This window comes from Chitinophaga rhizophila (assembly GCF_019492185.1).
In the GTDB taxonomy this organism is placed as follows: domain Bacteria; phylum Bacteroidota; class Bacteroidia; order Chitinophagales; family Chitinophagaceae; genus Chitinophaga; species Chitinophaga rhizophila.
The window spans coordinates 1,375,747-1,388,031 of the sequence record NZ_JAICCF010000002.1; the positions used below are offsets into that span (position 1 = coordinate 1,375,747).

A 12,285-nucleotide genomic window follows, 5' to 3' on the forward strand; every position below is an offset into this window, starting at 1 on the left:
AGGTATATTAGTTTCTGATTGGTTTGCCGGTTTTAATTACACTCTGCAGTCTTTCCAATGTTTTACGTTCACCGGCCAGACTAAGGAATGCTTCCCGCTCAAGATCGAGGAGGTATTGTTCGCTTACCAAAGTGGATTCTGACAGATCACCTCCGCTCATCACATATGCCAGCTTACCTGCAATCTTCGCATCATGTTCTGATATGTAGTTGGCAAAGCGCATGCTATGGATACCTGTCAGCATCATGCCCAGTGCAGCGCGTCCCAGCACTTTTACATCCTTCCGTTCTACCGGGCGGGTGTAGCCTTCATCTGCCAGTTGCAGTACACTACGTTTGGCGTCAGCAATCAGGCGGCTCTGGTTCAGCGTGATCTCGTCATGTCCTTTGCGAAGGATACCCAGGTCGAAAGCCTCATGTGCTGAAGTGCTGACTTTCGCCATAGCGATGGCCATAAAGCGGTCTTTCAGTGGCTCTTCCTCAATACGACCTTCTTTAAATTCATCGCTGGCGCGTAAGGCCATTTCTTTGGTACCGCCCCCTCCGGGGATCAGTCCTACACCCAGTTCTACCAGTCCGATATAAGACTCGGCCGCTGCCTGTACTTTGTCGGCATGCAGGCACATTTCACAACCACCACCCAGCGTCAGCGCATGTGGTGCTACGATCACCGGGATAGAGGAGTAGCGCAGGCGCATAGTGGTTTTCTGGAACAGGCGTACCGCCATATCCAGTTCATCGTATTCCTGCTCTGCGGCAAACATAAAGATCATACCGACGTTTGCACCGGCAGAGAAGTTAGCACCTTCATTGGCGACTATCAGTCCGCGGAAGTCTTTTTCCGCCCTGTCAATTGCTTTGTTCACCCCTTCCAGCACTTCACCACCAATGGTGTTCATCTTCGTTTTCCAGTCAATCGCTACTACGCCGTCGCCGATATCATACAGGCTGCAGGCGCTGTTTTTCCAGACCACATTACCGGAAAGATTTTCCAGGATAACGAAGGTATCTGCACCAGGCAGTAGTTTGTATACGTGTGTTTTTACGTCATAGTAGTATTTCTTACCCCCTTCAATCTTATAGAAGCTCTTCACTCCTTTCTCCAGCATTTCCTTTACCCACTCAGCGACGGTCAGTCCCTTGGCTTCGATGGCTTTAATACCGTTTTCCACACCCAGTACATCCCATGATTCAAAAGGTCCTATTTCCCATCCGAAACCTGCTTTCATAGCATCGTCTACCTTGTAGAGATCATCTGCTATTTCAGGAATACGGTGAGAGATGTAAGAGAAGAGGTATGCATGGAACTGCTGATAGAACTGACCTGCTTTATCTGTCGCACCAAATAGTGCACGCAGACGCTGTTTCAGATCTTCCACCTGTTTAGCGGCCTCTATGCTGGCAAATTTTGATTTCTGCCTTGGCCCATACTCCATGGTTTCGAGATTGAGCGTAAGTATTTCTTTACCGCCTTCTCCCTTTGTCTTTTTATAAAAGCCCTGGCCGGTCTTATCTCCCAGCCATTTGTTTTCCACTACTTTCTGAAGGAATGGCGGAATTACGAAGATATCCTTTGCTTCGTCCTGCGGACAATTCTCTGCCACTCCTTTTGCTACTTTCACCAGGGTATCTATACCCACGACATCGGCTGTACGGAAAGTAGCAGACTTAGGTCTGCCTATTACCGGACCTGTTAAAGCGTCTATCTCATCAATGTTTAGCTGCATTTCCTGCATGATGTGGAAGATGGCCATGATGGAATACACACCAACGCGGTTGGCGATGAATGCAGGAGTATCCTTACAGAGAACGGTGGTTTTACCCAGGTAAAGATCTCCGTATTGCATCAGGAAGCTTACTATTTCCGGGTCAGTATGCGGTGTTGGAATGATCTCCAGCAGGCGCAGATAGCGGGGCGGATTGAAGAAGTGTGTTCCGCAGAAATGCTTTTTAAAGTCGTCGCTGCGGCCTTCTGCCATCAGGTGAATGGGAATACCTGAAGTGTTAGAAGTGATCAGGGTACCGGGTTTACGGTACTTTTCCACTTCGGTAAAGATGGATTTCTTGATATCCAGGTTCTCTACCACTACTTCAATGATCCAGTCATAGTTGGCTATCTCCTTCATATCATCCGTAAAGTTGCCTGTACGGATCAGTTTCACCACGTCTTTGTTATATACGGGAGAGGGGTTTGCCTTCAGCGCTGACTGCAAGGCTTCATTTACGATGCGGTTTTTTACCGCTTTGCTGTCCAGCGACAGCCCTTTAGCTTTTTCTGTATCAGTTAACTCTTTAGGGGCAATATCCAGTAACAAAACCTGAACTCCGACGCCTGCGAAATGGGCTGCAATCCTTGAACCCATAACTCCTGAACCTAAAACGGCCACCTTATTGATGTGTCTTTTCATAGAACGCGTTTTATATGCTACAAGCACTGAGGCATTGTAGTGAGTCTTGATGTTAATATCGATAAATGAATATATGATTTTTTAAGAGACTGGCCACAAAAGGCATAAAAAAACGAAGAGCCGTCTCCCTGATCAGGAAACGGCCCGTTCTTATGACAAGGTACTTACTTAAACAGTCTGAGGTACGGCTGCTACCGTTGATTTCCTGGCAGCAGTACCTTTTTTACTCTTCTTCTTTTTACCATACCATACCAGGAAACCTGTAATTGGCAGGCTCGCGCCGATCAGTGAACCAAAGAATGCAAGGATCTTGCCGGGTAGTCCCAGGATGGATCCAACGTGAATATCATAGTTAGCTTTACGCAGTTTGCCCCCGAAATCTGCTTCTGCGAAGCTCATATCGTATACTTTATTGCCCGGTAACTGTGCTAACGTATGCTGATCAAAAGCATAACTTCTGTTATTGTAAAACTTACCGGCAGTTGGATAAATCGTGATGCTGATCGCTGCTTTAGGTTTGGAGGTATCTGCGAACGTATAGTAGAAGCCTTCTGCCTCCGGATGTTTGCTGAGTACTTTCCCCCATGCCAGGTCCATCGCCTCGTCAGCTGTATACATTTTGCCCAGCTGTGTAGAGTCAGACTGCGGACGTTTGAACTCCGCAAGTGTTTGTCCGCCGGAAGTTACCCAGTACAACCCGTTGCTATACCACTTGATACCATACACCATCCCGGTCAGCGCAATAGCCGTCAGTACTATCAGTGAATAGAAACCCAGCACATTATGCAGATCATAGTTGACTCTTTTGAAAGAAGCGTCCCACTTGATTTTAAAGCTTTGCTCGCGCGACTTCTTTGTCCATTTCTGCGGCCACCACAATACCATCCCACTTATCAGGATGATGACGAAGATCAGCGTACTGTAGTTAACGATAGGTCTGCCAACATCTGCTGACATCCACAGGAAACGATGCCCGTTTAATATAAAGCGGAAGAAGTCAGTTTCTCCTTTCTTATGCTCCTTCACACTGATTACCTCTCCGGAATAAGGATTCAGGCGCAAAATGGTATTTCCTTTTCTGCCCTCCCCCAGGCTCAGATAGATGGCATTGCCCTGCTGGTAGGTAACATAACCCGGTTTCAGCTTAGGATAGCGTTGTGCAGCAATCTCTTTTACCCTGGTAGGAGTAATAACCGGTTTATCCTGATGTGCAATAACTGTTTCAGGCTCAAGCAATCTTGTGATTTCATCGTGGAAGACCCATATACAACCAGTCACGCAGACAATAATCATCACAATGCCGGTAATCAGACCCAGCCATAAGTGTAACCAGGCAGATATACGGTAAAACAGACTACGCGATTGCTTTTTCTTGACGGTTGGCTTCCTGGAGAGATTCATTCTTAGTATTGATTTTGAACCATTTAACGATCCTGCACTGTGATAATTGACAGAAACGGCCAAATTTAAGGTGTTGTCACACAAATCGTTTACGCAATCGGGAATAAATAGTGTAGAAAAAAAGATCGGATTTGAGCAGGAAGTAATGGAACAGCAGCAGGATTTGAAGTACTGCCAGGGCAGCAATGATGAATCCGGTATTTGTAGGACAATCGTTACCTTTGACTAATAAGATGAAGGAATTAAGTATAGTGAAGCCTTATCCCCTGTGCCTCAACTGATCTGCAGCCGTCAATCTTGGATTTATAACCGCTAATATGTACATTTTGTGAACACTAACGAATCTGCCCAATTAGAGCAGCTCCTGACCAACTACGCCTGTGCGCTGGACGTACTGGATAAATATGATCATCAGTTACTGGAAATAACGCACACAACTGCCCATCACCTGTTTGTTATTACGTACGACGCGGCTATGTCAGCTATTGATGGCTTAAAGGCCCGTTTCGGCGGAAGTAGCCTGTTTGGTAATGAGAAAGATGAATCATTCCAAAGTTCCCTTGCGGCAATATGTCAGACGTTCGGCGGACAGGACCTGTATCCTTCTGTGGAGGAGAAAGCTGCACACCTGTTGTATTTCGTAATTAAAAACCATTCCTTTTCAGATGGTAATAAACGCATTGCCGCGTTCCTGTTTGTATGGTTTCTGGATAAGAACAGTATTTTGTACCGGCAGGATGGCAGCAAAAGAATTGCTGACAATGCACTTGTTGCCTTTACACTGATGATTGCGGAGTCAAAGCCGGAAGAGAAAGAGATGATGGTAAAGGTAATTGTCAACCTGATAAACAATCATCATTAAAAAGCCCCTTTGTGTATCGCGGCCCTGACAATGTTAAGGAAGTCAGGCCGAAATATACAAAGAGGCTTTCAATATAATTATCATAACAGGTTATGCCTGTACATTCAATACGGTGAATTTTTTCACGCCTGCAGGCATTTTCCACTCTACTTCATCCCCTTTACGGAAACCGATCAATGCGGCACCAAGTGGAGCAAGTATAGAAATTTTCTTCTGTTTAATATCTGCATCAATAGGCATTACAATTCTGAAATCTGTCACTTTACCGGATGATTTATCCTTCACGCTTACCAATGAGTTCAGACGGATTGTATCAGGAGGTAACTGGTCGTTACCAACAATCACTGCGCGATTCAGTTCATACGCCAGGGACATTTCGCTGATATCATCTGTTTTGGTACCTGCAAACTGTTTCAGGAGACTATAATCTTCTTCACAAAGAATTACGGGGGTCTTTTCAATTCCTGATTTCATATACTACTAATTTAAAATTAAAAAAATATTCCTGCCGATAGGTTATACCGTGCAGGGTAACAAACTATATAATAACATTACTGAGGGATCCCCGAACAATAATATCAATTAGTATAAGTCCGGGGAAAAAGTATCGAAGTCTTTAAAGGTTGTGTAATAGTAAGACTTATGAGATATTGGGGTAATTGTACGCACAACAACAGCCACGCGCACCATCGGCGCATGTTGTACCTGAGTTTGATATGTTGTGTGTAATGACATCAATACGAATATAAATAAAAATACTGAACAAACCCGGCATTACACGGATTCTTTAAAAGTTAAAATTATCCAAAAGAGCTATTGCCAGGTGTATGCAGAGGTAACCACAATTGTACTAAAATAGAAAAGGGATGTGTCAATGAACACATCCCTTTTCACTTATATAATCTGTGATAAACGACTATCTCACTTCGCTTCCTGCGTCAACAGCTGCATCCGGATTAACGAATACCAGTTTGCCTGCAGCATTTTCAGCCATCAGGATCATCCCCTGGCTTTCAATACCGCGCATTTTTCTTGGTGCAAGATTGGCCACCAGGGTTACCTGTTTGCCTACTACTTCTTCCGGCGTAAAATGCTCGGCAATACCTGATACTACCGTACGTTTTTCCGTACCAATATCTACCAGTAATTTCAGTAGTTTGTCTGCTTTAGGCACTTTCTCTGCTTCCAGGATAGTACCTACGCGCAGGTCGATCTTTGCAAAGTCGTCAAATTGTATTTCAGCTTTCATTTCTTTTACTGGTGCTTCTACAGGAGCGGCAGCTGGTTTTACCAGACCGGCGTGCAGTTTTGCGATCTGCTCCTGGATTTTTGCGTCATCAATTTTAGCAAACAGGTATTCCGGTGGACGCAGGGAATAGCCTACACTCACCAATTTAAGGCTGCCTGCATTTTCCCACTCCAGCATACGATCTACCACTTTCAGCATATGACAGATCTTCTTAGCCGTGAAAGGCAGGAATGGATTAGCCAGGATAGCCAGGTTGGCAGTTAGTTGTAAACACATATGCAGACAATTGTCTATCAGCTGCTGATTTTCTTCTGCATTTCTTGCCAGTATCCATGGTTCTTTATCCTGCAGGTATTTGTTACCCTGACGTGCAACATCGATCACTTCTGCAAGTGCTTCTCGGAATCGGAAGTTCTCCATTGAATCTTCGATCTTCTGTTTGGAAGCCAGCAGTCCTGCAAGTAATGCATCATCTCTGTCATCTTTCCGCTCCTGATGGTAGACAGGGACTTTACCTCCACACAGCTTGTGCATTAATATCATAGTACGGTGCACGAAGTTGCTGAAGATATCTACCAGCTCACTATTGTTGCGCTGCTGGAAGTCTTTCCAGGTAAAGTCGTTATCTTTTGTCTCAGGTGCAGTACTGCTTAACACATAACGCAGTACATCCTGCTGATCAGGGAAATCCTTCACATAGTCATGCACCCAAACCGCCCAGTTACGGGAAGTGGATACCTTCTCTCCTTCGATGTTCAGGAACTCGTTGGCAGGTACATTCTCAGGAAGTACGAAACCACCATGCGCCTTCAGCATCGCCGGGAATATAATACAGTGAAACACGATATTGTCCTTACCGATAAAGTGTACCAGTTTGGTATCTTCTTTACACCAGTAATCTGCCCAGTTTTCTGTCAGTTCTTTGGTAGCAGAGATATAACCAATAGGCGCATCAAACCACACGTACAATACCTTGCCTTCTGCATCAGGCAGCGGTACTTTAATACCCCAGTTACTATCGCGGGTCATCGCCCTGCTTTGCAGACCGCTGTCCAGCCAGCTCTTACACTGTCCGTATACATTGTTCTTCCACTCTTTGTGTCCTTCCAGGATCCATTCTTTCAGGAATGGTTCATAGTTCTGCAGCGGCATGTACCAATGTTTGGTCTTTCTCTTGACAGGCACTGCATTACTGAGTGTAGAACGAGGATTAATCAGTTCGTCCGGACTAAGGGAAGAACCACATTTCTCACATTGGTCGCCATAAGCATTAGGATTGCTGCACTTAGGGCAGGTACCGGTAATATAGCGGTCAGCCAGGAATACATTCTTTTCTTCGTCAAAGAACTGCTCGCTCTCTTTTTCTTCAAACAGTCCTTTATCATACATCGTCTTGAAAAAGTCAGCTGCTGTTTCGTGGTGTATCTGCTTAGTGGTACGGGAAAAAATATCGAAAGAGATACCCATGTCTGTAAAGCTGTCATAGATGATCTTATGATATTTATCCACAATATCCTGCGGAGTCACGTTTTCCTTCATCGCTTTTATGGTGATAGGTACTCCGTGTTCGTCAGTTCCTCCTATGAACTTTACATCCGCCTTCTTAGCGCGCAGGTAGCGCACATATATATCGGCGGGGATATAACAGCCAGCCAGGTGACCGATGTGGACCGGTCCATTGGCATAAGGCAATGCCGCTGTTATTAGATATCTGTTAAAATTTCCCATGTTCGCTTAAAGAATGCTTAAATAATCGAAATTCTGTTTTTGGTTTTGGAAGAGAGAAAAGTATTTATCAACTTAGCCCTGTCGGGTTTGGGATGACTCCCCCAAATAGTCTGCAAAGGTAATTAAAGCATAGAACAATGAAAATTCCGCCATACCTCAAAAAGGGTGATCTTATAGGCATCACCTGTAGTAGTAGCAAAATGGATCAGCAGGCGGCAGAATATGCGGCTGGCGTGATCAGTTCCTGGGGCTACCAGGTACATCTGGGCATTACGGTAGGTACCAGTTTCCATAATTTCTCCGCTCCGGATGAGCTGCGGCTGGAAGAGCTGCAGGACATGCTGGACGATCCGGATATCAAGGCAATTATCTTTGGCCGTGGTGGATATGGCATGGTGTGTATACTGGACGAGCTGGATTTCAAGCAGTTCCGTAAGCACCCGAAGTGGATCTGCGGTTATAGTGATATTACCGCCCTGCATACACACATCCACCAGCAGTATGGTATTCCTACCTTGCACTCTATGATGTGTAGCGGCATCAAGCCTGAAACTGCTGAAAATGAGTATGTGGACAGCCTGCGCCTGGCGCTTAAAGGCAATTCCTACCGGTATACTGCGCCTGCACATGATCTGAACCGTACGGGTAAAGCTACAGGTAAGCTGATCGGGGGTAACCTTTCCATCCTGGCTAACCTGTCTGGCACCGAATCTCAGCCGGATACAAAAGGGAAGATACTGGTATTGGAAGACATCGGCGAGTACCGGTATAATGTAGATAGAATGATGTATAACCTGAAAAGGGCAGGATGGCTGGAAGACCTGGCCGGGCTGGTAGTGGGTTCTTTTTCTGATAGTAAAGAAACTGATACACCTTTTGGCCAGACCGAGTATGAGATCATCCGGAATATTGTTCAGGATTACGAATACCCGGTCTGCTTTGGCTTCCCGGTAGGACACACCAATGAGAACTATTCCCTGAAATTAGGTCTGCCACATGAATTACATGTTACAGCCAGACAGTCTAAATTATCGCAGCGCGATATCTAGTGCTTTCAGGTAATCCGGGTAGCGGTCCAGGTTAGTGTGGTCTGCACCCGGTATGCTAATAAATCTGTCGCCTTTTTTAAACAGCTTCTCCAGCTTTTTTCCTGATTCCATCGGTACAGTGTGGTCGTCTGTGCCATGAATGATGACAACAGGAGCGGTTACTTTTGGCAGGTACTCATCCGTCGGAAACTTAAATTCCAACATATACTTGTAGGGATATATAGGCATGAAGCGTCTGGCCATATCTGTCATGCTGAAATAGGGCGCTTCCAGTACCAGCCGTTTACAATCTCGGATAGCTGCTAGTTGTGCCGCTACCCCCGATCCCAGAGACCTTCCATACAAAATGATGCTATCAGGAGGAAAAAACTTCCTGGCCACCTCATACATGTGCAATGCATTTGTATAGATGGCCTGTTCTGTAAGTTTACCGGTAGACTTTCCAAAGGTCGGATAGTCCATCATCAGCACATCATATCCACGATCTGTGATCTGTCTGGCCTTGTGGCCATATTTAGAGACATTCCGGGCATTGCCGTGAAAGTACAGTACAATGCCTTTGGGTGCGGCTGCCTTAAACAATACTGCACTGAGCGTTTCCTTCTCATTGATACGGATATTCATTTCTTCAAATGGTATATCGTATTTCAGCGCATAGTCGGCTGTGAGCGGTTCCGGATGAAAGATGAGCTTTTCCTGGAAGGCAGTCAGCAATGCTGCTCCTGCAAGATAAACGCCCAGCAGGATAGATATCATTGGTTTTAATTTCAGTTTACGGAACATGGGCCGGTTTTAGTCTTCAATATCAGGTACGAGATCCAGTCCATATTGCTCGGCAGTCAGCAGACCTTTCGCCCTTGTTTCGGCCAGTATAGCGGCGTCAGGGAACAGTGTACTTACCTGGTAAGTATTATGCAGGAAGTTCATACTGTAAAACTTGTTGGCAAGTCCGTCCGGTACGCCTGCAATATACTTCAGTACCTCATTCACGATCATCATACCGGTTGCGCCGTGTGTAACGCCAATAGCGCCTGCATCGAAGTTACGATGATCATCTATCAGATCCAGGTTACAACGGTAGGAAGCTGCTGCATCTCCACTAGCCGGAGCAATATTAAAACCTGCCCACCAGGATACCCAGTTGTGTACTTCACCTATTACGAAGGGCTTGCCACTACTGATGCATGCATCATTGATCACCAGGTGAGTAGGATGATGTTGTGAACAGTCAATCACCAGGTCCATCCCTTCCAGCAATTGCTTCACATTATCAGGTTTTACCTGTAGTAGCAAAGGATAGTGTTTAGTGAACGGGTTACTTGCCCATAAGCGGCTCGAAGCCATTTTAGCTTTATGTTTACGCAGGTCCTGCATCTGATAGATTGGCTGCCTGTGCATATCTTCATCTGCAATCACACCATAATCTGCGATACCTATTACGCCAACTCCTGTGGCACTCAGATACTGAATAACGGGACATCCTAATCCACCTGCTCCTACTACCAGAACGCGTGTTTCCTTCAATTTTTCCTGCATTGCAACACCCATGCCCGGAACGGCAATAGCATGTTTGAAATGCGCAAGTTCTTTTTCGATTAATGCCATAGTATGTCAATTAGGAATCAGGTATCAGGAATGAATAACCGGGAAGTCTGCCATAGCAAATTCCTGGTTATTCATTCCCGGTGCCTGATTGAATTTATTCTTGTGGAAATTCCAATGTAAACTTACTCCCTTTACCCATCGTGCTTTCTACTTTGATCTTACCTTTATGTGCATCAACGATGGCTTTCACATAACTTAACCCCAAACCAAAACCCTTTACGTTATGCACATTACCGGTATGTGCGCGATAGAACTTTTCAAAGATACGGGAAATCGTATCACGGCTCATACCTATACCATTATCAGCGATGGTAATAACCAGACTTTTACGCGTGTTATGAGTGGAGACAGTCACTTCCAGATTTTCTTTCGAGTACTTGATCGCGTTGTCAAGCAGGTTGAATATAACGTTGGAGAAGTGGACATCGTCTGCCCTGATAATCGGGTTGATGGCATCAAGGCGCATAGCAGCATGCCCCTGTTTAGCATCCAGCTGTAACTGCAGATTTTCTATCGTGCGGGAGATTACGTCATGTACATCTGTCACCTGCAGGTTCAGGCCTATTTCATTCTTCTCAAGCAGCGCAGATTGCAGGATACTTTCCACCTGTTTATTCATACGCTTATTTTCTTCTTTGATGATACCAGAGAAGTACTTGATCTTGTCTCTATTATCCATGACCTTTTCATTGCCGATAGCATCTATTGCCAATGAGATGGTCGCTAATGGCGTCTTCAGCTCGTGCGTCATGTTGTTGATAAAATCAGACTTAATCTCAGACAGCTTCTTCTGATTCAGCATCGTGCGTATAGTGAGGATAAAAGCTGTAATGATCACAGCGGTAAATAGCAAACCGCCGGCCATCATTCTTCCCAGAGAAAGCAGCAGGATAGTATTATTCTTCGGCTGCACCACCAGCAATGTTTCCGTTTCACCGGTAGCATACTCGAAGCTGTTGAGTAACGGGATGTACTGGAACATATAGTCCAGGCTATCACGGCTGGCAGTCTCCAGCATTTTTGACAGTCCGGCAGACTGCATGCGTATACCATTGCTATTGCCAAAATGTCCTTTACCTAATATGGCAAATTCAAATGTGGTATCAAGATGTTCGTTCCGCAGGTTAGAAGAGATCATCTTCTGCACTTCATCTGTAGTAAAGCGGTCACTGATGTTGACATTAAGATCAATCGTATTGGTGATCTCATATTTATCGATCGCCAGACCTTTCTCAGTAGGCCTGATAGCGGTGCCATCCACCTTAAAACGCATAGGGGGGGCTTTACGTGTAAGCATCTGCTCCCGTACGTTATTCATGACGTTGACAGTCCGCTGTTCTATCTGCTCCCGGCGTACGATTGCCGCGTTATAGATCCAGTTGACCTGTATCCAGATGATTCCCAATAATGACAGGGTAATTAACACCACAATTATGGGAAATACTTTCTTCAATGGTACCATGCTACATCAATAGTAAGGCGCACAAGATACTCACAAAGAATGAGGGTACCAGCACCTGAATTGTTAAAAATCATTGCTTGCTATAGCAACATTAGTACAAATTTAAAAGCTGCAAACCGTTATCCCTATGCGGTTTAGCGTGAAACGTTCACTTTAACGTAATTTTAACTGGGAAATAATATTTGTAATTGGACAATCTTCTGTACATTTGCCTTGTCAAACTGGTACTAAATTTGATGTACTGGTTATCAAAACTAGCAATTTTTAAATTTCTACATACATCGACATGGATTTCGTTTCCATAAGCGATTTAGATTTTGGTTGATAAAATGGTAAGGAGGCTTTCTAGCCTCCTTTTAATTTTTATGCATTTTCAGCCGTTTTAAGCCTTCTAAGGATCAAGTTGAAAACTTGGGGGATTGCCATTAGGCATATAGTTTAACGAGCCTAAAAAGGAAGAAGTTCACGTCCCTTACTCCTCTCATGGCGTTTCTAAATGATTTTACCTTCGCATTAAATGAT

Annotated in this window: 9 protein-coding genes; 2 read left to right on the forward strand and 7 right to left on the reverse strand. The window is 44.9% G+C overall.

Features of this window, described 5'->3' with window-relative positions:
- Positions 1-7: 7 nt before the first annotated feature.
- A complete protein-coding gene (locus K1Y79_RS14540) occupies positions 8-2,407 on the reverse strand; it encodes a 3-hydroxyacyl-CoA dehydrogenase/enoyl-CoA hydratase family protein (protein WP_220250833.1) in 2,400 nt (799 codons plus the stop codon).
- A gap of 168 nt (positions 2,408-2,575) precedes the next feature.
- Positions 2,576-3,808, reverse strand: a complete 1,233-nt coding sequence (locus tag K1Y79_RS14545) for a PepSY-associated TM helix domain-containing protein (RefSeq protein ID WP_220250834.1) — start codon at positions 3,806-3,808, stop codon at positions 2,576-2,578.
- A 328-nt stretch (positions 3,809-4,136) separates the two neighbouring features.
- Between K1Y79_RS14545 and K1Y79_RS14550 the strand changes: the two genes are divergently transcribed.
- Positions 4,137-4,670, forward strand: coding sequence for a type II toxin-antitoxin system death-on-curing family toxin (locus tag K1Y79_RS14550; RefSeq protein ID WP_220250835.1), 534 nt, complete (start codon positions 4,137-4,139; stop codon positions 4,668-4,670).
- A gap of 90 nt (positions 4,671-4,760) precedes the next feature.
- Here K1Y79_RS14550 and K1Y79_RS14555 read toward each other — a convergent pair whose 3' ends face one another.
- Together K1Y79_RS14555 and metG are read right to left on the reverse strand one after the other, a co-directional pair.
- Positions 4,761-5,144: a GreA/GreB family elongation factor gene (locus tag K1Y79_RS14555; RefSeq protein WP_220250837.1), complete on the reverse strand. Its 384-nt coding sequence runs from the start codon at positions 5,142-5,144 to the stop codon at positions 4,761-4,763.
- Positions 5,145-5,586: 442 nt separating this feature from the next.
- The gene (metG, locus tag K1Y79_RS14560; RefSeq protein ID WP_220250838.1) at positions 5,587-7,647 is read right to left on the reverse strand and encodes a methionine--tRNA ligase; all 2,061 of its coding nucleotides are present in this window, start codon (positions 7,645-7,647) and stop codon (positions 5,587-5,589) included.
- A gap of 137 nt (positions 7,648-7,784) precedes the next feature.
- Between metG and K1Y79_RS14565 the strand changes: the two genes are divergently transcribed.
- On the forward strand, positions 7,785-8,696 hold the full coding sequence (locus tag K1Y79_RS14565) for a S66 peptidase family protein (RefSeq protein WP_220250839.1): 912 nt from the start codon (positions 7,785-7,787) through the stop codon (positions 8,694-8,696).
- On the opposite strand, the gene K1Y79_RS14570 is transcribed toward K1Y79_RS14565, so the two are convergent.
- The 3 genes from K1Y79_RS14570 to K1Y79_RS14580 form a co-directional block, all read right to left on the reverse strand.
- Positions 8,676-9,479, reverse strand: a complete 804-nt coding sequence (locus tag K1Y79_RS14570) for an alpha/beta hydrolase (protein WP_220250841.1) — start codon at positions 9,477-9,479, stop codon at positions 8,676-8,678. The genes K1Y79_RS14565 and K1Y79_RS14570 overlap by 21 nt on opposite strands.
- Positions 9,480-9,488: 9 nt before the next feature.
- Positions 9,489-10,301: a HesA/MoeB/ThiF family protein gene (locus K1Y79_RS14575; protein WP_220250843.1), complete on the reverse strand. Its 813-nt coding sequence runs from the start codon at positions 10,299-10,301 to the stop codon at positions 9,489-9,491.
- Positions 10,302-10,395: 94 nt separating this feature from the next.
- The gene (locus K1Y79_RS14580; RefSeq protein ID WP_220250845.1) at positions 10,396-11,763 is read right to left on the reverse strand and encodes a sensor histidine kinase; all 1,368 of its coding nucleotides are present in this window, start codon (positions 11,761-11,763) and stop codon (positions 10,396-10,398) included.
- Between the last annotated feature and the right edge of the window lie 522 nt (positions 11,764-12,285).

Coding starts and splice junctions, on each gene's coding strand:
- K1Y79_RS14570 (WP_220250841.1), bottom strand. CDS start 9,479: ATGTTCCGTAAACTGAAATTAAAACCAATGATATCTATCCTGCTGGGC.
- K1Y79_RS14545 (WP_220250834.1), bottom strand. CDS start 3,808: ATGAATCTCTCCAGGAAGCCAACCGTCAAGAAAAAGCAATCGCGTAGT.
- K1Y79_RS14555 (WP_220250837.1), bottom strand. CDS start 5,144: ATGAAATCAGGAATTGAAAAGACCCCCGTAATTCTTTGTGAAGAAGAT.
- K1Y79_RS14575 (WP_220250843.1), bottom strand. CDS start 10,301: ATGGCATTAATCGAAAAAGAACTTGCGCATTTCAAACATGCTATTGCC.
- K1Y79_RS14540 (WP_220250833.1), bottom strand. CDS start 2,407: ATGAAAAGACACATCAATAAGGTGGCCGTTTTAGGTTCAGGAGTTATG.
- K1Y79_RS14565 (WP_220250839.1), top strand. CDS start 7,785: ATGAAAATTCCGCCATACCTCAAAAAGGGTGATCTTATAGGCATCACC.
- metG (WP_220250838.1), bottom strand. CDS start 7,647: ATGGGAAATTTTAACAGATATCTAATAACAGCGGCATTGCCTTATGCC.
- K1Y79_RS14580 (WP_220250845.1), bottom strand. CDS start 11,763: ATGGTACCATTGAAGAAAGTATTTCCCATAATTGTGGTGTTAATTACC.